Origin of the sequence: Luteolibacter flavescens (assembly GCF_025950085.1) — a bacterium.
Classification (GTDB): domain Bacteria; phylum Verrucomicrobiota; class Verrucomicrobiia; order Verrucomicrobiales; family Akkermansiaceae; genus Haloferula; species Haloferula flavescens.
The window spans coordinates 81,368-100,913 of the sequence record NZ_JAPDDS010000005.1 but is presented as its reverse complement, the minus strand read 5'-3'; the positions used below and the strand labels follow the sequence as shown (position 1 = coordinate 100,913).

The window sequence follows — 19,546 nt, the reverse complement described above, 5'->3', positions numbered from 1 at the left end:
CGATGAATGTCTTCCAACAACTCCATCTGGATCGCGCGCGGCACCTGACCCGTCGGCACTTCCTGCAGAACTGCTCCATCGGTCTCGGCGGGATGTGGCTGGGCACGCAGGCGCAGGGTGCCACCTTGAGGAAAGACCCGGCCAATCCGCTGATGCCGGACCTCTCCCACTTCGCGCCAAAGGCGAAGCGCGTGATCTACCTCCACATGGCCGGCTCGCCGAGCCAGCTCGAGCTCTTCGACCACAAGCCGGAACTCGCGAAGCTGGATGGCAAGGACTGCCCGCAGGAATTCCTCGCAGGCAAGCAATTCGCCTTCATCCAAGGCGTGCCAAAAATGCTCGGCTCGCAATTCCCCTTTCACCGGGCAGGGCAAAGCGGCCAGTGGATCTCCGACCGCCTGCCGCACTTCGAGGAAGTCATCGACGACGTGTGCTTCATCAAGTCGATGTGGACCGACCAATTCAACCACGGCCCGGCGCAGCTCCTGATGCACACCGGCAGCCAGATCCCCGGCTCGCCATCGGCCGGTGCATGGTCCACCTACGGGCTCGGCTCGGAGAATTCGAATCTGCCCGGCTTCATCGTGCTCACGTCCGGCGGGAAGAATCCGGACGCGGGGAAATCCGTCTGGGGTGCCGGCTATCTGCCCAGCGTTTACCAGGGCGTGCAATGCCGCTCGCAGGGCGAGCCGGTGCTTTACCTGAGCAATCCCGACGGCGTCTCGCAGGCGCTGCGCCGGAAGACGCTCGACGCGCTCAATGACCTGAACCAGCGGGTCGCCACCGACTTCGGCGATCCCGAGACGGTCACGCGCATCGCCCAGTACGAGATGGCCTTCCGCATGCAGATCCATGCGTCGGACGCCTTTGACATGAAGCACGAGTCCGAGGCGACGCACCGGCTCTACGGCACCCGCCCGGGGCAGGAATCCTTCGCAAACAATTGCCTGCTCGCACGTCGCCTGGCGGAGCGCGGCGTGCGCTTCATCCAGCTCTTCGACTGGGGCTGGGACTCGCACGGCACGGACAAGGGCACGGACCTGAAGCAGGGCTTCGTGGACAAGTGCAACGAGATCGACCGGCCCATCGCCGCGCTGCTGAAGGACCTCAAGCAGCGAGGCTTGTTAGAAGAAACGCTCGTCATCTGGAGCGGTGAATTCGGACGCACGCCGATGCGTGAGAATCGCGGCGGCGTGGAGATGCCCTTCGTCGGCCGGGATCATCATACCGGTGCCTTCACCGTGTGGGTCGCCGGTGGCGGCGTGAAGCCCGGCTTCTCATATGGCGAGACGGACCCGGTGGGCTACGACGCCATCATCGACAAGGTCAGCGCCCACGACTTCCACGCCACGCTGATGACGCTGCTCGGCTTCGACCACAAGCGGCTGACCTATCCATTCCAAGGGCTCGACCAACGGCTGTCGAACGTCACCAAGCCCTCGCGCGTGGTGAAGGAGATCTTCGCGTGAGCCACCATTGGAGAAAGACTCTCCTCATCGGGGTCTCTTCTCAAATGCCTCCCTGATATCATGCAAGCGCTCCGCCTGGGGCAGGGTGTCGCAGAAGGCTTTCAGAAAGGTCTTCTTTCCCTGAACGGAGAGATCGAGGAAAGCGGTGGTCTGCGAGCAGCCGAAGCAAAAGACGATGTCGTGATCGCGTCCTCCTTTCTCAAGACGCAGCAATACGTCCGGGTGGAAGACACATAATTTCCCGGGAGGCTCATAGGAACTGACCGATCCGAGTGCCCGCTTCAGGCGGTCGAAGGTTTCCTTGTCCGGTGCCACGCCCTGGGATGCGAATCTCCAGTCATCGAATACCAGATTCCCTGTATCGTCCTGGAGGTGGATGCTCATGGCATCGGGCTCCAACATCGCCTCAAGCAGCTCGGGATCATTGACATTCCTATCCAAGGTAAAACCCGCTGGAAACAGCATCTGCTCGGGCATCGAATCGAACTCCGGTGCAGCATACCTCACCTCGTGTTTCGGCGCGGGAGGGACATACATCTGCCGGTAAGTCACGAGGGAGCCGACGGCACCACCCGCGAGGAGACCGGCAGACAAGAAGACAATCCGTGATTTGAGCGCCATTCCTCCGCATTCAAGGTTCATTTCCCAGGCAATACAAGCTGCGGCGTTTCCGACGAAAAACCTTGGCGCTCACCGCGCCGGGACGGTTCCCTAGCGGGCGTGTCCCTGACCTCGCATACCGCGCCGCTCACCGCCGCCCAGGCCGCCCGCCTGCGGGAGGTGCTGGAGGAGCGCGGCTATGAATTCGAGGCGAAGCCATACACGCTCTACGCCGCGAAAAAGGGGAAGCTTAATGTCTCGGTCTATGAAAAGGGGCCGAAGGTGCTGGTGCAGGGAAAGGAGACGGAGGACTTCATCCGCTTCATCCTGGAGCCCGAGGTGCTCGGCGAGGCGAAGCTCGGCTACGAGGAGGAGCTGGATCCGGAGATGTTTGCCCCGCACTTCGGCATCGATGAGAGCGGCAAGGGCGACTACTTCGGCCCGCTCGTCATCGCCGGTGTATATACAGATGCCTCCGTCGCGCGCGCGCTGATGACCGCCGGCGTGATGGACTCGAAGCGTATCTCCAGCGCGAAGCGCATCCGCGACCTCGCCGCGAGGATCCGCGACGTGCCCGGCGTGGCGACTTCCGTGGTGGCGATCGGCCCGGAACGCTACAACGAGATGTTCACTTCCTTCGGGAACCTGAACCGATTGCTCGCGTGGGGCCACGCCAAGGTCATTGCAAATCTTGCAAGCCAGCGGCCGCAGTGCCCGCGCGCGCTGAGCGACCAATTCGCCCGGCCGGACGTGCTCGCCCGCGCGCTGAAGCAGCAAAATTTATCCATCCAGCTCGACCAGCGGACGAAGGGCGAATCCGACATCGCGGTGGCCGCCGCCTCCATCCTCGCGCGCGAACGCTTCGTGGAGTGGATGGACAAGACCTCCGCCGCCGGAGGCATCCTGCTGCCGCTGGGCGCATCCGCCGCGGTCATCGAGGCCGCGAGGCAAGTGGTGGCCAAACATGGAACCGAAGCCCTTGGCAAGGTTGCAAAACTGCATTTCAAGACTACGTCTGCCGTCACAGGCGATTGAAACGCCGCTGGCACGGAACCAGCATGATTTTTCGCACTTTTTCGCGGGACAAACTCCGCCCTGTGTGGTGTCCAATCCCCGCGCCGCACGCAGAACCACCTTCACCCGTAAAGCCATGGCAACCATCACCAAACGCGAGCTCGTCATCAAAATCTCCAACGAAACCGGCCTCACCCAACAGCAGGTGTTCGACGTGATCCAGAAGACCCTCGATTCCATCACCGACTCTCTTTCCAACGGTGACACGGTGGTGATGCGGAATTTCGGCGCCTTCCAGGTGAAGGAGACGAAGGCGAAGATCGGCCGCAACCCGAAGGATCCGGACAAGGATGTGCCGATCCCGGCCCGCGCCGTCGTGAAGTTCAAGCCGGGCAAGGAAATGAAGGAGCAGGTGGCACGCACCCTCCCGATGATCCGCGAGCGCGACAAGTGAGGTAATGCGCGATTTCCCACGCCGGAGGACTCCCGATGGCGGCCCGCACGCGGGCCGCGGGGCGTTGCTCCGGCTTTTTCCGTTCTTGCTCCTGGCCTCCTGCGCCTACCCCGGCGGGGATTACCAGGGCTACATGACGAAGTCCTATCACGTCCGCGGGCAGACCTACTACCCCATGGGCGTGGACCAGGCGATCCACCACGTGGAGACGGGCACCGCCTCGTGGTACGATGAATCTAGTTTCTTGGGGTTGAAGCGCGGCCAGACCTCGCTGGGCGAGAAGGTGATGCCCTGGCACCTCATCGCCGCGCACAAGACGCTGCCCCTGCCCTGCGTGGTGCAGGTGACGAACCTGCAGAACGGCAAGTCCGTGAAGTGCCGCGTGAACGACCGCGGGCCCTTCATCGGCGACCGCATCATCGACCTCTCGCCACGCGCCGCGAAGAAGATCGGCTTCCGCGACCAGGGACTCGCCGAGGTGGAGGTGAAGGTCCTCTCCGTCGGCGATGGCGACTACAAGCGCAGCGCGAAGCGGAAGTGGTTCTTCGGGATTTTTTGAGAAGTCGGGACGGGCTAGTAAGCCCGCCGGGCCGGCAGGGCGAGGTACTCCGCCAGCAGCTCCTTCGCCTCTTGGCCGGGTGACTCGTGGACCGGCACCTCGCGCTCGTGCAGCGGGAGGGAGAACTGCCGGTAGAATTCCCGGTCGTCGAAGCCGATGGCCGCGGCGTCCGAAATACTGAATCCATAGTAGATGCGGCCGATGCGCGCCCAGTGGATCGCGCCGAGGCACATCGGGCAGGGCTCGCCGGTCGTGTGGATCTCGCATCCCGCGAGGCTGAAGGTGCCGAGACGCGCGCACGCGTCGCGGATGGCGACGACTTCACCGTGGGCCGTGGGGTCATTCGTGGCGACCACCCGGTTGTATCCCTCGCCGACGATCTCGCCGTCCCTCACCACCACCGCGCCGAAGGGACCGCCCGCGCCTGCATTCATGCCCGTGCGGGCGAGCTCGATGGCGCGGCGCATGAAGCGGGGATCGGCGTGGGACATGCCTCCACCATGACAGGCTTTCCGCCCCCGTCGAATGCCCATCCAGCGAAGCCGCGTCAGTCCTTCTTCCCGTCGTCCTTCTTAGGTGGGTTCTTCGCCGCGTGATCGGCGCGGATGGCATCGAGCAGCTTGTAAAGCTCCTGCTCCACCGGGGTCGCGTCCTTCTTCCGCTCTTCCAGCCCGAGGGCCAGGCTTTCGACTTTCACCAGCATCCCGCTGCCGTCGCGGTCCACTTTGTCGATGCCCTTCACATTCCACTTCTTCCGCTGGGCGAGATACTTGCCGTCCTTCCCGATCACCATCCACTTGTAGAAGTAATTCCCCTCGCGGTAGGTGGCGAAGAAATCCGTGAGGGTGCCGGAGGCCGTGTAGGTGTATTCCACAGCGATGCCGGGAGCGGTCGCGCCTTCCTTCTTCAGATGAAGCTGCCCCATCCAGTAGCCCATGTCGCCGAGCGTCAGGTTGCCGGTGATCGACAAAGCGGGTGCCTTCGATTTGTCCAGACTCCCGGGCAGGTCGAACATCGACTCGGCCCGGACATCCGGCAGGGCCAGCTCTCCCTCTGCCGATGCGACCTGGCCCGTCGCACAGAGGAACGAGATGCCCAGCATCACCCCGGCCCGGGTGATGGGTGTGGATGCCATTGAACTCATGGCGTCATACCATCCCCTCCCGACGTGCGCCGTCAACAAGGGATCATGCTGGGCGCCGGGGCTCCCAATGTTCGCAGCTTGCCACGCGGACGGCAGGTGTTTCAGTTGGGGCGGATGTGGAAGCTTCTGGTCAAGGTGGTGGCGACGGCGGTGGTGGCAGCGAATGCCGCGATGGCGATACAGCCCTACGAACCGGACGAGCATACCCTCCACCTCTGGCACCTCGACGAGGCGGGCCCGCCCTTCAAGGACGACGGCGTAAGCCCCACCCCGCTGCTCGGCCTGCTGAATGGCGCGAAGGCAGGGCAGCCGCCCTACCCCGGCTTTGGCGCGGCGATTTCCTTCCAGCCCGAGCCGGGGGGTGACCGGGACTACGGTCCCATCCTGCTGGCGAAGCCCGAGCTGGACTACGGGCCGAAGGACAATGTCGATCCGCCCTTCCCGATCATGGGGATCGACGGGGCCTTCACCATCGAGGCGCTGGTGAAGTTCGAGGTGATGCCCGCGGATGCCGAGGGCCTCGCCTTCGACATCGTCAGCATGGACGACGAGGTGACGGCGAACCGCGTCTTCATCTTCCGCGTCGAGAAGCCGGGCTTCCTCTGCTTCCTGCCCATCAGCGGCAGTGCCGTGCGTGGCGGTGGCCTCGCCACCCTGCCGACCTCCGGCCCGCACGCGGCGAATACCACGGACTGGTTCCACGCCGCCGTGGCCTACGACGGGCGCGAGGGTGCGGTGAACAACCTGAAGCTCTACTGGACGAAGCTGGAATCCGGCCACACGGGCGCGAACATGATCGGCCGCGGCACCCTGACCGCCGACCTCGGCCGCCAGCTCGCCGACTTCGCGATCGGGAATACCGGGAACCGCCAGACCGGACACGCCCCGCGGGAGTTCTTCCCCGGTCTCATCGACGAGGTCCGCATCAGCAGCATCGCCCGCGCGCCGTACGACTTCTGCTTCGTGAGCGAGGAGGAAAAGAACCGCCTCGACGAGATCATGCGCCGCACCCCGCCGCAGGTGCCCCCGCTGGGGATGATGCTCCAGCAGATCCAGGTGGGCGAGGTGCCGGTGGTGCTGCCAAAGCCCGGGCAGCCGCTCGTGCTGGGGCCCGGCCTCCACCGGCTGGACTTCGACTTCAGCTTCCTCCCCGGCGTGACCGCGGACCCGCTGGCCGTGCGCTGCCGGCTGGAGGGCCTGGGCGATGAGTGGCACCCGGCCGCGCGCGGCATGACCATGGAGTGGGAGATGCTGGATGCCGCAGGGACCGTCCTCACGCAGCGCGTCTTCGCGAATACGGGATCGAGCGCCGGCTGGCAGATCGATGCGCTGAGCTCCCCCATGGTGCCACGCACCGAGCCGATCTTCATCCCCGAGGGGACGCGGAAGATCCGCGTAACCCTCTCCTCCGGCGCGCCGGATACCACGGGCACCTGGGTCATCGACGACATCGTCCTCGCCCGCTCGGCGGACCCGCTGAACAACCTGTGGGAAGACGGCGGCTTCCAGGAAGGCGAGCGCATGAACCAAATCGGCGGCATCCCGCTCTACTGGGAAAGGCGCGGCACCGAGCCCGCCATCGCACGCCTGATGCAGATGCGCGGTGTCTCGCTCGGCCTGCTGGATGCCGAGCAGGAGCACTCCGCGCTGTGGACCTCCACGCGCGACCTGGGCGTGAGACCGGCGAAAGGAGGCGAGACCTTCCTGCTGAGCTGGACGGAAGCTTTCAATGTGATCCCCGGCGCATCCCTCCGCGCCAGCTATCTGAATGTGCCGCCGGGCGAGTATGCCTTCCAGGCCATCGCCATGGGATCGGAGCCACAGCCCGCGACGGCCAGCCTGACCTTTCCCCTGCGCGTGAAGCGCCCCATCTGGGAGCGCGACTGGTTTGCTCCCCTGGCCGTGGCGGCCGGCGTCATGGGGACGGCGCTGCTCTTCTTCGCCGCATATCGCCGCCGCGCCCGCCACCGGCTGGCGGAGATCAAGCTGCAGCACGCGGTGGAGCGCGACCGCGCCCGCATCGCCCGCGACATGCATGATGACCTCGGTACGCGCGTGACGGTGCTGAATCTGGCGGCCTCCTTCGTGCGCCGCGCGATCGATGGCGATCCGGAGCGGGCGCGCCAGCAGGTCGTGCGCCTGGAGTCCGCCGCTCGCGATCTGGTCACCGCGATGGACGGCCTGGTGTGGGCGGTGAATCCGAAGAACGACACGCTGGACCACCTGGCCACGCACCTTTCCGCCGTGGCGCAGGAAATCTTCCGCGACAGCCCGGTGCGCCTGCGGATCGACATCGCGGACGATCTGCCGCCGCTCACGCTGCGGTCGGATTTCCGCCATCACTTCGCGCTCGGGGTGAAGGAAGCGCTGCACAATATCCTGAAACACGCGGGCGCGTGCGAGGCCACCTTCGCGCTGCATCTCGACCACGGCGACCTGGTCGCGGAAATCTCCGACAAGGGACAAGGCTTTGACACTGCGATCCCGCGCGAGGGCAATGGCCTGGTGAATCTCGCCGCGCGCTTCACCGAACTCGGCGGCACCTGCGTGATCGAATCTTCGCCCGGGGAAGGCACGCGTGCGATCTTCCGTTGCCAGATCCCGAAAGTTCCGGCATTGCCGGGTGCATGACTTCGGCCAAGCGCACCATTGCCATCGTCGAGGATGACTCGCTGCTGCGGGAGTCCTTCCGAGAAACACTGTCCGCCTCCGACAAGTGGACCGTCACCGGCTGCTATGGCCGCGCCGAGACGGCACTGGAAGGCCTGCAGAAGGATGCACCGGAAGCCTGCGTCGTGGACATCCAGCTCCCCGGCCTCTCCGGCATCCAGCTCCTGCGGAAGGTGAAGCCGCTGTGCCCGAATACCCAGTTCCTCATGGTGACCGTCTTCGAGGATGCCGACCGCGTCTTCGAAGCCCTCGCCGCGGGTGCGTCCGGGTACGTGCTGAAGCGCGACATCGACGAGCGGCTGCTGGAGTCGCTGGATGACGTCGTGGCCGGCGGCTCGCCGATGTCCAGCGGCATCGCCCGCAAGGTGGTGCAGCATTTCCAACTGCCCGTGCAACTGCCCGTCGCCGAACCGGTGGAAGACTACCACCTGACCCAGCGGGAGAAGGAAACGCTCGACCTGCTGGCGAAGGGATATCTCTACAAGGAGATCGCCCACGAGTTGGGAGTGCGCATGGAAACGGTGAGCTTCCACCTTGGTAATATCTACCGGAAGCTCCACGTAAGGACCCGGACGGAAGCCGTCCTGAAATACATGAAGCGCGAGGCGGAGGGAAATTAACGCTAGCCCTTTCAACGTTCTTTCACTTTTTTAAAAAACGCATATCGCTCATAAATAGCGATTTACGTATTCACTAGGTATTCACCTAGGTATCCAAAGCATAAGCATTCGGGTAGGGGATCACAGTCCACTGGAGAAATCCGGCGGGCTAAAACCCCATGAAACTCGAAGCATGCCATGATGAGTCCGCCGGAGGCGCGGACACGATCGTAGCTCCCGCCACCCCTGTCGGCGGAGAGTTCGATTGGAATGACTCCCGGACGAAGGAGGGATCCTCCCGTGCCGGGATGGCTGCGATGCCGGAGTGCAACAACCCTGGCATCCGCAAGGCGATCCGCACCATCCGTGACGAGTATTCGCGTCCGCTGACCGTCACCTCGCTGGCACGCGAGTGCGGCATGTCCGTGCGCTCCCTGCACCGGCTGTACCGCTCCGCCACCGGGAATACGATCGGCCAGGACCTCATCGCCCGGCGGGTGGAAGCCGCCGCGACGATGCTGCGCGAGGACAATGTGAAGCTGGAGCCCGTGGCCATCGAGACCGGCCTCGGCAATGCCAAGAACCTGTGCCGGCTCTTCCGCGAGCACTTCGGCCAGACACCCGGACAGTGGAAGGAGTCCTTCCACGGACGCCGCAGCGGAGCGGCCTGATACCCCCGGGCTCCCTCGGCCTGAAACCCAAACACGGCTCCCTGGTCGTGAAGCAAAAGAACCCCATGACAACTTCTTCCCGTAATCACTTTCCCATCCGCCAGCGGCAGCCACGAGGCTTTGCCCTGATCATCTCGCTGTCACTGATGGTGCTGATCATGGTGCTGGTCACCGGCTTGATCGGCCTGTCCACCATCTCGCTGCGCGGAGGCAGCCGCGACGAATACGCTGCACAGGCCCGCGCGAATGCCCGCATGGCCCTTAGCCTCGCCATCGGACAACTGCAGAAGCAGGCAGGCGCGGACACCCGCGTGACCGCGCGCGCCGACATCCTCAACGAGAACAATCCACCCGTGCTCGGCGTGTGGAAGAGCTGGGAAGGAACCAATCACGACTCGAAGGGACGCCCGATCTCCCCCGGCAACTACGCCTCGAAGAAGGAAGCACGCTTCCTCGGCTGGATGACCTCCGGCCCGGACATGAAGACCATGCCCGACACGAAGCAGCGCATGGGCAGCGTGGCACTCCTCGGCGAGCGCACCGTGGGCACCGGCACCGGCCGCGAGAAGCTGCAGGTGCACCTGGACGCGCAGAGCGTGACCGCTGGCAAGGACAACGGTGGCTTCGCCTGGTGGATCGGCGGCGAGAACCAGAAGGCCCGCCTGCCCAAGCCCCACAAGCCCGAAGAAGACACCGCACCCCGCTGGGCGGTGGTCGCGAAGTCACACGCCGTGGCCGACCCCAAGCCGCTGCGCATGGAGGAACTGATCAATGACCCCACCCTCAGCGACCGCACCGTCAGCCTGATGCTCAGCGACCTGGTCGCGGACAAGGGCGACCTGAATGCCTCGCAGGAATTCTTCCACGATCTCTCCACCACCTCGACCGGCCTCCTCACTAACACTGCCACCGGCGGCTGGCGCAAGGACCTCTCGCTGGTGACGGAGAACTGGGCCTCCCTGCCCTCTTCCAATCTTCCCTTCTTCCGCCTCACGCCGGAACGGGACGGCACCGCCGCCAAGGCCACGAGCAACCCGACGGCCGAGCGCTCCATGCTCTACCCATGGGCCTCCTACCGCGGTGGTCCCTCCGACCCACCAATGTACCGCCACGGTCCGGTCAGCAGTTGGGAAAACCTCCGCGACTACGCGACCCTTTACAAGACGATCACCTCCAGCTCCACCGGTCGCAATCGCATCGCCAGCAACTCGATCTCCGTGGATGCCACGGGCAATGCATACAACTTCCTCCACCGCGTCCGGCGCCTGCCTTTGGTCGCTCGTGTCCAGTGGGTCTTTTCCCACTACGCCACCACTGCAGGAGCGGGAGGCTCGGGTGAAACTCTCTATAATCCACGCATGCTGCTCACTCCCGTGGTGACCATGTGGAATCCCTACAGTGTCGAGCTTTCCTCGCCGACCAGCGCCCTCCACTTCTCGGTCGCCAAGCCACTGCCTGTCGCCCTGCGATACACCGTGGGAAGTGCCACGAATACCGTCTACAATTCCCTCACTTCCGGCAACCTGACCAACACGCCATCCCTCTCCGCATCCAGCGCGCTGCGTTACAGGATCACGACACAGTTCACGCTGAAGCCGGGTGAAGCCCGGGTTTTCAGCCCCAGCACCACCGCCGGCATCGTGGCTTCCGATCAGGAAGTGGAACTCCAGCCGGGCTTCCGTCACAAGGGCGGTCATTTCTTCGACGTGAAGAACTCCGCGGGCCAGACCTTCACCGCCCCCGGAAGCTCCACCATCAAGGCTGACGCGAAATTCGACACGACCTACGATGATGGAGGCCAGACCGGTGTCGGCATCTATCTGGACATGAACATCAACAACGAGCGGCATCTCGTTTACCGGATGACCTACACCCCGACGATCGCCAACGAGGTGTACAAGCCGCTCACCCAGCTCGCCAGTGCCACCCTCGCGGCTTCCTCCACGAATCCGGTGCCCTTCATGGCCACGGTCTTCGGAGCACGCATGGCCAGCAACACTCACCTGCCAGCGAAGGGCTTCGTGCAGTCCAGCCCGCTCGTGAACTACACGGCGATGGGCTCGAAGGACATCGCGGAATCGACCATCGGCATCGACTACAGCGGCACCAATCACCCGGTGAACTCGCCCTTCGACTACAGCTTCACCTCGCTGTCCGCAAACGACAGCATGTTCCCCAACTCGAACGACACGAAGGGCTACATCGTCACCGGCTTCAGCAGTGCCGACGGCCTCTCGCGCTGCGTGATCGCGGAGATCCCCGTGCGTCCGCTGGCGTCCCTCGCCGAGTTGCAGAACTGGGACCTGCGCTACGAGAATCCCATCCCGCCCTTCGCCTTCAACCTGATCGGCAACAGCGACGCGAGCCCGCTGCTTCCCGCGAATGCGGTAGTGAACACGACCTACACGAACCTGGCGACCAACCTCCAGCACGACGACAGCTACTGCGCGAACCACGTGCTCTTCGACGACTGGTTCTTCTCCTCGATCGCGCCTGATCCGAATACCTACGGCAACGCCGGGAAGAACCTCCAGACGACCTACACCAGCTTCGTCTCCGGCACCTCGCCCCTCGCGAACCGGGCCTACCACGCGATCACCGAGGACAAGGCATTCGCAGCGGCAGCGGAGGGGAATGCCAATACCCTCTACGACCAGTACGTGAGGAGGAACGACGCCTACCGCAACATCGCCTCGCGCTTCGATGTCGAAGGAATGTTCAACGTGAACTCCACCTCCGTGGTCGCTTGGCGCGCGCTGCTCGGCCACGCGCGGAACCAGCGCGTCCCCTTCATCCGAGACAGCGGAAGCACTTGGAATGTGGATCTCTCGGGCGAGACCAACTATGCCGTCAGCCGCTTCTCCATCGCTGGTGACGTGGAAGCCGGCAAGTCGGGCGGCGCGGGCATCTTCCCGGAAGCGACGGAATTCGCCGGCTACCGCGTGCTCGATGAGGAATTCATCGACCAGCTCGCCGAAGAGATCGTGAAGCAGGTGCGCGCACGCGGCCCCTTCCTCTCGCTCGCTGAATTCGTGAACCGCCAGCTTTCCTCCGGGGACCTCGCCCTCGCCGGTGCCGTGCAGGCGGCGATGAATGAGGCATCGAAGGGCAGCGCGAATCCCTTCGCCGAAATGGAGGCCCTCATGTCGATCCAGGGAGAGAAGGCCAGCGCCTCCAAACTGCCGCGCCTGAATGACGCCGCCTACCGCTTCCCCGCTGCAGCCGAGGGCTGGAGCGCCTACGGCCTGCCAGGCTGGACGCGCCAGGCGGACATCCTCCGCCCCATCGCTCCCATCCTGTCCGCCCGTGACGATACCTTCGTGATCCGCGCCCATGGCGATGCCCGCGATGAAAAGGGCAACGTGGTCAGCCGCGCGGTGTGCGAGGCCATCGTCCGCCGCACCCGCGACTACGTCGATTCCACGGATGCCGCCGACCTCGTCACGCCACCGAAGTCCGATCTCAACAAAACCTTTGGCCGCCGCTTCGAGGTGGTGAGCTTCCGCTGGCTAAACCCCGCGGAGATTTGACAGATTGTTCCCATGCGAATCCTCGCCTTTATCTGCTGCCTCCTTCCGCTGTCTCTCTCCGCCCAGGAAAAGAAGGGCGAACGAACCTGCCGTGTCCTTTTCTTGGGCGCGGCAGCGTCCGATCCCGAGACCCTCTTCCTTCACGACGGCACCGCCGCCACCGAGGTGGAGCTGCCACGGATGAATCTCTCGAAGGTCTATGAGGTCCCGTCCGGTGCCATCACTCTCCGCATGCTGACCGCTGCCCCGGCAAAGGATCAGCCCGTGCCCGCGGGTGCACCGTCCGCCACCGTCGCGGAGACCGTGGGTGACTTCTACCTCGTGCTCAGCCCGGACCCGACGAACAAGACCGTGCCGGTGCGCATGCAGATCATCGATGCGACCGCGGAGCGCTTCAAGGCCGGCCAGATGCAGTGGTTCAATCTCACGCCAAATGACGTGGCCGGTACCGTGGGCAAGCAGAAGCTCGTCCTGAAGGCTCGCTCGAAGGTCATCACCGATGCGCCCGCTTCCGCGGTGGAGCCCTATCATGTGAGCCTCAACTTCCGCATCCCCGGCAAGGAAGCGAACTACCCTCTCTGCGAGACCCAGTGGAATCACGATCCCGCAGCCCGCACGCTTCTCTTCGTCATCAATGAAGGTGGCAGCCGCACACCGCGCGTGCTCGGTTTTCCAGATCATCGCACGACATCTGGAAAGAATCCTTAACTTGCTCCGTTCTCTGTCTCACCCGTCTCATGCAACGATTCGTATCCACACTCTCCCTGTTTTTCGTCGCCACTTCACTCCATGGTCAGGAGTGGAAGCCGATCTTCAATGGTCGCAATCTGGATGGCTGGTCCGGCGACCCGCGCCTGTGGCGTGTCGAAGGCGGCGTGCTCACCGGTGAGACCAATGATGGTGACCGCAAGATCGGCGCGAACTCCTTCCTCATCTGGGAAGGTGGCGATGTCGCCGACTTCGAGTTCGAGTACCAGGCACGCGTCACCGGAGATAACAATTCCGGCGTGCAGTACCGCAGCCGCATCATCGATCCGAAACAGTGGTCCGTGGGTGGATACCAGATGGACCTGCACCCCGCGCCGCAGTACCTCGGTATGCTCTATGAAGAGCAGGGCCGCGGCATCGCCTGCGAAAGCGGACAGAAGGTGGACTTGGCCGACAAGCCGAAGGTGACCGGCTCGCTCCAGCGTCCGGCGACCACCCTCTCCGAGTGGAATACCTATCGCATCGTGGCGAAGGGAGACACCGTCACCCATTACATCAATGACAAGCCCGTCGCCGAGATCCGCGACGTGGATGCGGCGAAGCGCTCGCTGAAAGGCGTGCTCGCGCTGCAGGTCCACGCCGGTCCTTCGATGAAGGCGGAGTTCAAGGGCCTGCGCATCCGCACCTTCAAGCCCGCACCCGTCGCGGCACCGGCCAAGGCGAATGCAGCCAAAGCCGTCGAGCCGGACATCTCCTGGATCTGGGAGAATGCGAATCCCGGCGCAAACCAGAAGGTCCACTTCCGCCGCGAATTCGCCCTGCCGCGCGATGTCATCTCGGCATCGCTCGCCGTCACCTGCGACAACTGGCAGCGCGTCTGGATCAATGGCAAGGACCTCGGCTGGACGAGCGAGTGGGGCTCCCCCGCGAACCACGACGTCACCCAGCACCTCGTGCAGGGCGGACGCAACGTGATCGCCGTGGAAGGCCGCAACCAGGACGGCAGCGCCGGCATGGCACTGCGCTTCTCCGCCACCGTGAAGGGCGGACGCAAGGCATGGATCGTCTCCGATGACAAGTGGGTCACCTCGCTCGAGGCCCCGCGCGGATGGCAGGAGCCACGCTTCACCCCGCGCGACTGGAAGCCAGCCACCGTGGTCGCGAAGATGGGCGACAGCCCGTGGGGCATGGTCATCCAGCCGGACCCCGAGGGCGGCGCCATCCCCGTCGATGTCACCGACAAGTATCAGCTTCTCCCCGGCTTCAAGCTGGAGCGCCTCTATCAGGTGCCGAACGTGCAGGGATCCTGGGTGGCCATGACCATCGATGGCTCGGGCCGCCTGCTCTGCGCCGACCAGTATGGCAAGATCTACCGCGTCACCCCGGCCGCCACTCCGGACCAGGAGACCATCGTCACGCCGACCTCCATCCCGCTCGCGGGTGCACACGGCCTGCTGTGGCACCAGGGTGTCCTCTGGGTCACCGTGAATGAAGGCCCCGAGCCTGCCGGTGTCTATCGCGTCATCGACACCGACCGCGATGGCGAGCCGGACAAGGCCGAGCGCGTCCTGACCGTGGGCGGCAATGGCGAGCACGGCCCGCATGCGCTGGTCCCCTCGCCGGATGGCAAATACATCTACTTCGTCGCAGGCAACTTCACCGACCTGCCGGAAATGAAGGGCTCGATGGTCCCGAAGGTCTGGAAGGAAGACCAGCTCCTGCCACGCCGTCCCGACGCCCGCGGCCACGCACAGGACCGCTTCGCCCCAGGCGGCTGGGTCGCACGCTGCGATCTGGACGGCTCGAATTGGACGCTCGTCGGCATGGGCATGCGGAATACCTATGACATCGCCTTCAATGACAAGGGCGACCTCTTCGGCTACGATTCCGACATGGAGTGGGACCTCGGCATGCCGTGGTATCGCCCCACCCGCATCGGCCAGATCGTCCCCGGAGCCGAGTACGGCTGGCGCCACGGCACCGGCCCATGGCCCGCCTACTACGAGGACAGCATGCCTCCTCTGGTCGAGCTGGGACCCGGCTCCCCCACCGGCATGCTCGCCGGCAAGGACGCGAAATTCCCCGCGAAGTACCAGCGCGCGCTCTACGCCTTCGACTGGACCTACGCCACCATCCACGCCATCCACCTCACCCCGGACGGCGCGACGTACAAGACCGAGCGTGAGGAATTCCTCGCCGGCTCCGGCTTGCCGCTGACCGACGCCGCCATCGGCAAGGACGGCGCGATGTACTTCATGACCGGCGGCCGCCGCACGGCATCCGCCCTCTGGCGCGTCACCTACACCGGCACCGAGCCTGTCGCCCCCGTGGCCTACGCCGCGAAGGAAGCCGAGCTCGCACCGAAGGAAGGCGCCTGGGAAGGCCTCGGCTCGAAGGACCGCGTGGAGCGCTTCAACTCCCGCACCGCGATCGAACACGTCGGTGCCGGCCCCATCGCCCAGAAGCTCGCCGGGGAAAAGGATGCCTGGAAGGTGATTGGCGGCTCCATGGCCCTCGCCCGCACCGGCACCGCAGCGCAGCGCGGCATCGCGCTCGACGCCCTGCTTGGCCTCGACTGGACGAAGCTGGACACCCAGCAGAAGATCAACTGGCTGCGTGCCGCCGGCCTCGCCTTCGCCCGCCATGGCGAGCCGACCGCCGACGAGCGCACCAAGATGCTCGCCAAGATCGACACCGCCTTCCCGTCGAACCAAGCCGACGTGGACCGCGAGCTCTGCCGCATGCTCAGCTACCTGCAGGCTCCCGGCATCGTCGGCCGCACGCTGGCGCTGATGGACACCACCGGCCCCTCGCCCGCCCCTGACTGGCTCGAGGTCGCCAAGCGCAACACGCAGTACGGTGCCGACGTCGAGAAGATGATCAACAACCTGCCGCCCGCACAGGTCATCCACTACATGTATTGCCTGCGTGTGGTGAAGGGCCCGTGGAGCCAGGACGAGCGCAAGCGCTTCTTCGCATGGTTCGGCCGCCTGGTCGAAAAGAGCGGCGGTGCCAGCTATGCCGGCTTCATCCAGGACCTGCGCAAGCAGACGCTGGAAAGCGCCACGCCGGAAGAGCGCGAGTGGATCGAGAAGATGGCACCCGTGGTCACCGCGAACCCGCTTGCCAACCTGCCGCCCGTGCAGGGTCCGGGCCGTGAGTGGACCGTGGCCGAGATCGAAAAGCTCGCTGCCGACGGCCTCGAAGGCCGCGACAAGGAGAACGGCAAGAAGATGTATCAGGCATCGCTCTGCGCCGCATGCCACCGCTTCGATGGCGAGGGCGGCTCCGCGGGTCCCGACCTCACCGCCGTGGGCGGACGCTTCTCGGTGAAGGACCTCGCCGAGTCCATCCTGGAGCCCAGCCTGGTCGTCTCCGACCAGTATGCCTTCGACACCATCATCAAGCACGACGGCTCGCAGGTCGTCGGCAAGCTGATCGAGGAGAAGGACGAGCACTGGATCATCGCCACCAGCCCGTTCGACTTCAGCTCCACGAGCGAGATCGAGCGCAGCCAGATCAAGGACATCAAGCCCTCGCCGGTATCCCCGATGCCTGCAGGCCTGATCAATCGCCTCAACCCGGAAGAACTGAAGGACCTCCTCGCCTACCTCCTAGCGAAGTAATCCGAAGAATTCCCCTTTAGAACACACCACTATCATCCGGCTCGTCATGCCACGGTCTGTCAAAACAGCCCCCGTGCGGGAGGACTTGTCCCTTCTGCCCCGTCTTCTGCCCCTGCTCCTGCTGGCACCCGTCACCGCCAGTGCGGAGGTGGACTTCGCCCATCAGGTGGTCCCCATCCTGAAGGAGCACTGCTCCAAGTGCCACATGGAGGGAGCCAAGAAAGGCGGCCTCTCCATGAACACGCGGGAGACGCTGCTCGAGGGGTCTGAGAACGGCGCGATCGTCGAGCCGGGCAAGGCCCACGAAAGTCTCTTGCTGGAGAGCATCCTCACCGACGACAAGGTGGAGAGGATGCCTCCCAAGGGACCGCGTGTCCCTGCGGACCAGGCCGAGATCCTCAGGCAGTGGATCGACGAGGGGATGAAATGGCAGCCGGGCTTCAGCTTCGGCGAGCAGTCCTACGAGCCGCCCTTGAAGCCGCGCCACCCGGAGTTGCCCGCGGTGGCCGATGGCCGCGAGCACCCGGTCGACCGGTTGATCGACGCCTACTTCGTGAACAAGAAGGTGACGCGCCCGCAGCCGCTGGGCGATGCCGCCTTCATCCGCCGCATCACGCTCGACTTCACCGGACTGCTGCCCACCCCGGAGGCCATCGATGCCTTCGTGGCGGACAAGGCGCCGGACAAGCGTGCGAAGCTCATCGAGTCCACGCTCGCCCGCGACACGGACTACGCGGAGCACTGGCTGAGCTTCTGGAATGACCTGCTGCGGAATGATTACCAGGGCACCGGCTACATCGATGGCGGCCGCTCGCCCATCACCGGCTGGCTCTACGAGTCGCTGGTCTCCAACAAGCCCTACGATGAATTCGCCCGCGAGCTGCTCGCACCGCCCACACCGGCATCGCGCGGCTTCATCGATGGCATCCAGTGGCGCGGCAGCGTGAATGCCTCGCAGGTCCGCGAGATCCAGTTCTCGCAATCCGTCTCTCAGACCTTCCTCGGCCTGAACATGAAGTGCGCCTCGTGCCACGACAGCTTCGTGGACCGCTGGAAGCTCGACGAGGCCTACGGACTCGCCGCCATCTACGCCGAGCAGCCGCTGGAAATCGCGCGCTGCGACAAGCCGACCGGCCGCATGGCCAAGCCCGGCTGGATCTTCCCGGAACTCGGCGAAGTGGATGCAAATGCACCGCAGCCGGAGCGCCTGAAGCAGCTCGCCGGCCTGATGACCCACCCGGAGAACGGCCGCTTCACCCGCACCATCGTCAACCGCCTGTGGCACCGCCTGATGGGCCGCGGCATCGTCCACCCGGTGGATGCCATGGACACCGAGCCGTGGAACGAGGACCTGCTGGACTTCCTGGCCGTGCGCTTCGCCGAGGATGGCTATGACCTGAAGAAGGCGCTCGCCTTCATCGCCTCCTCGGAGATCTACCAGTCGCAGCCGGTGGTGACCGCCGAGAATGCGGACCAGAATGTCTTCCGCGGCCCGCTGGCGAAGCGCATGAGCGCCGAGCAATTCGTGGATGCCGTGTGGACCCTCACCGGCACCGCGCCTGACAAGGCGAGCGACGCCGTGCCGCGCGGCAAGGGTGCGGGTGCTGCCCCTCTCACCGCCCGCTGGATCTGGTCGCAGGCATCCGCCTCGGCGTCCATGCCCTCCGGCCACACCATCACGCTCGGCACCGAGGTCACTCTGCCCTCCGCCCCGGCAGCGGCGAAGGCCGTCTTCATCGCCGACAACGAGGCCGAGATCTTCATCAATGGCCGCTCCGTGGTCCGCGAGACCGCCCACCCGGAAGGCCCCCGCGGTGTGTCCGTGGACCTGCAGGGTCTCCGCGCCGGGAAGAACTCCATCCTCGCCGTGGTCCGCAATGGCGGCAGCGGCCCGAATCCCGCGGGCTTCCTGCTGGAAGGCCGCATCGAGATGCCGGACGGCAAGCCCGTGACCATCGCCAGCGGCCCCTCCTGGAAATGGACGTCCAGCCTGCCGGATGAGAAGGGCCGCTTCGCCCGCGCTCCGCAGGACTGGCAGCCAGCCCAGGTGCTCGCAAATCCGGGAGTGTGGGACCGCTTCGTCGCCGCGATGCCTCCGCTTTCCTCGGAGCCCGCGCCGATGGTCCGCGCCTCGCTGGTGCCCTCGGACATGCTGATGCGCGCCCTCGGCCGCCCGAACCGCGAGCAGATCGTCAGCATGCGTCCGGACAATATCACGACGCTGGAAGCGATCGACCTGGCCAATGGCGAGCAGCTCGCCGGCCTCCTGAAAAAGGGAGCCGCCGACCTCCACGCACTGAGGAAGCCGACGCCGGAGCTCATCGACCACGTCTTCATGCGTGCGCTCGGCCGCCGTGCCACCGCCTCGGAGAAGAACGGGCTCGGCAGCACGCTGGGCATGCAACCGACAACACAGGCCATCGAGGACCTTCTCTGGATGGTCATCCTCCTGCCGGAGTTCCAATTCGTCCGCTGACCCTGTCGGCAGATCCCGATTCACTC

At 64.9% G+C, this 19,546-nt stretch carries 14 protein-coding genes; 11 read left to right on the top strand and 3 right to left on the bottom strand.

Annotated features, from left to right (window positions below):
* The first annotated feature begins 2 nt into the window (after positions 1-2).
* Positions 3-1,469, top strand: a complete 1,467-nt coding sequence (locus OKA04_RS10380; RefSeq protein WP_264501399.1) for a DUF1501 domain-containing protein — start codon at positions 3-5, stop codon at positions 1,467-1,469.
* Between the two features lie 24 nt (positions 1,470-1,493).
* Here OKA04_RS10380 and OKA04_RS10375 read toward each other — a convergent pair whose 3' ends face one another.
* Entirely contained in the window at positions 1,494-2,063 is a 570-nt protein-coding gene (locus OKA04_RS10375; RefSeq protein WP_264501088.1) for a hypothetical protein, read from the bottom strand.
* A gap of 126 nt (positions 2,064-2,189) precedes the next feature.
* Between OKA04_RS10375 and rnhC the strand changes: the two genes are divergently transcribed.
* From rnhC to OKA04_RS10360, 3 genes are all read left to right on the top strand, one after another.
* Positions 2,190-3,104, top strand: coding sequence for a ribonuclease HIII (gene rnhC, locus OKA04_RS10370; protein WP_264501087.1), 915 nt, complete (start codon positions 2,190-2,192; stop codon positions 3,102-3,104).
* Positions 3,034-3,537, top strand: a complete 504-nt coding sequence (locus tag OKA04_RS10365) for an HU family DNA-binding protein (RefSeq protein WP_264501086.1) — start codon at positions 3,034-3,036, stop codon at positions 3,535-3,537. The genes rnhC and OKA04_RS10365 overlap by 71 nt, the downstream gene beginning before the upstream one ends.
* Positions 3,538-3,622: 85 nt before the next feature.
* On the top strand, positions 3,623-4,096 hold the full coding sequence (locus OKA04_RS10360) for a septal ring lytic transglycosylase RlpA family protein (RefSeq protein ID WP_319800606.1): 474 nt from the start codon (positions 3,623-3,625) through the stop codon (positions 4,094-4,096).
* Between the two features lie 14 nt (positions 4,097-4,110).
* Here the strand turns inward: OKA04_RS10360 and OKA04_RS10355 are convergent, their stop codons facing one another.
* Together OKA04_RS10355 and OKA04_RS10350 are read right to left on the bottom strand one after the other, a co-directional pair.
* The gene (locus OKA04_RS10355) at positions 4,111-4,587 is read right to left on the bottom strand and encodes a nucleoside deaminase (protein WP_264501085.1); all 477 of its coding nucleotides are present in this window, start codon (positions 4,585-4,587) and stop codon (positions 4,111-4,113) included.
* Between the two features lie 56 nt (positions 4,588-4,643).
* Entirely contained in the window at positions 4,644-5,231 is a 588-nt protein-coding gene (locus OKA04_RS10350) for a hypothetical protein (protein ID WP_264501084.1), read from the bottom strand.
* 123 nt (positions 5,232-5,354) lie between these two features.
* Here OKA04_RS10350 and OKA04_RS10345 point away from each other — a divergent pair, with 123 nt between their 5' ends.
* The 7 genes from OKA04_RS10345 to OKA04_RS10315 all read left to right on the top strand — a co-directional run bounded on the left by OKA04_RS10345 (position 5,355) and on the right by OKA04_RS10315 (position 19,520).
* Complete coding sequence (locus tag OKA04_RS10345; RefSeq protein WP_264501083.1) at positions 5,355-7,871, top strand: histidine kinase; 2,517 nt, start codon at positions 5,355-5,357, stop codon at positions 7,869-7,871.
* Complete coding sequence (locus tag OKA04_RS10340) at positions 7,868-8,530, top strand: response regulator (RefSeq protein WP_264501082.1); 663 nt, start codon at positions 7,868-7,870, stop codon at positions 8,528-8,530. Before OKA04_RS10345 ends, OKA04_RS10340 begins: the two co-directional genes overlap by 4 nt.
* Positions 8,531-8,688: 158 nt before the next feature.
* Positions 8,689-9,180: a helix-turn-helix domain-containing protein gene (locus tag OKA04_RS10335; protein ID WP_264501081.1), complete on the top strand. Its 492-nt coding sequence runs from the start codon at positions 8,689-8,691 to the stop codon at positions 9,178-9,180.
* A gap of 65 nt (positions 9,181-9,245) precedes the next feature.
* A complete protein-coding gene (locus tag OKA04_RS10330) occupies positions 9,246-12,710 on the top strand; it encodes a pilus assembly PilX family protein (RefSeq protein ID WP_264501080.1) in 3,465 nt (1,154 codons plus the stop codon).
* A 12-nt stretch (positions 12,711-12,722) separates the two neighbouring features.
* Positions 12,723-13,418 carry a hypothetical protein gene (locus OKA04_RS10325; protein ID WP_264501079.1) on the top strand — a complete coding sequence of 232 codons (696 nt, stop codon included), beginning with the start codon at positions 12,723-12,725 and terminating at the stop codon, positions 13,416-13,418.
* Positions 13,419-13,447: 29 nt separating this feature from the next.
* The gene (locus tag OKA04_RS10320; RefSeq protein ID WP_264501078.1) at positions 13,448-17,044 is read left to right on the top strand and encodes a 3-keto-alpha-glucoside-1,2-lyase-like domain-containing protein; all 3,597 of its coding nucleotides are present in this window, start codon (positions 13,448-13,450) and stop codon (positions 17,042-17,044) included.
* A gap of 46 nt (positions 17,045-17,090) precedes the next feature.
* Entirely contained in the window at positions 17,091-19,520 is a 2,430-nt protein-coding gene (locus OKA04_RS10315) for a DUF1549 domain-containing protein (protein WP_264501077.1), read from the top strand.
* Positions 19,521-19,546 lie beyond the last annotated feature (26 nt).

What these genes read in the sequence shown, in the direction of transcription:
- OKA04_RS10365 (WP_264501086.1), top strand. Translation starts at nt 3,034, where the DNA reads ATGGAACCGAAGCCCTTGGCAAGGTTGCAAAACTGCATTTCAAGACTA.
- OKA04_RS10325 (WP_264501079.1), top strand. Translation starts at nt 12,723, where the DNA reads ATGCGAATCCTCGCCTTTATCTGCTGCCTCCTTCCGCTGTCTCTCTCC.
- OKA04_RS10355 (WP_264501085.1), bottom strand. Translation starts at nt 4,587, where the DNA reads ATGTCCCACGCCGATCCCCGCTTCATGCGCCGCGCCATCGAGCTCGCC.
- OKA04_RS10350 (WP_264501084.1), bottom strand. Translation starts at nt 5,231, where the DNA reads ATGGCATCCACACCCATCACCCGGGCCGGGGTGATGCTGGGCATCTCG.
- OKA04_RS10320 (WP_264501078.1), top strand. Translation starts at nt 13,448, where the DNA reads ATGCAACGATTCGTATCCACACTCTCCCTGTTTTTCGTCGCCACTTCA.
- OKA04_RS10345 (WP_264501083.1), top strand. Translation starts at nt 5,355, where the DNA reads ATGTGGAAGCTTCTGGTCAAGGTGGTGGCGACGGCGGTGGTGGCAGCG.
- OKA04_RS10335 (WP_264501081.1), top strand. Translation starts at nt 8,689, where the DNA reads ATGAAACTCGAAGCATGCCATGATGAGTCCGCCGGAGGCGCGGACACG.
- OKA04_RS10315 (WP_264501077.1), top strand. Translation starts at nt 17,091, where the DNA reads ATGCCACGGTCTGTCAAAACAGCCCCCGTGCGGGAGGACTTGTCCCTT.
- OKA04_RS10340 (WP_264501082.1), top strand. Translation starts at nt 7,868, where the DNA reads ATGACTTCGGCCAAGCGCACCATTGCCATCGTCGAGGATGACTCGCTG.
- OKA04_RS10380 (WP_264501399.1), top strand. Translation starts at nt 3, where the DNA reads ATGAATGTCTTCCAACAACTCCATCTGGATCGCGCGCGGCACCTGACC.
- OKA04_RS10330 (WP_264501080.1), top strand. Translation starts at nt 9,246, where the DNA reads ATGACAACTTCTTCCCGTAATCACTTTCCCATCCGCCAGCGGCAGCCA.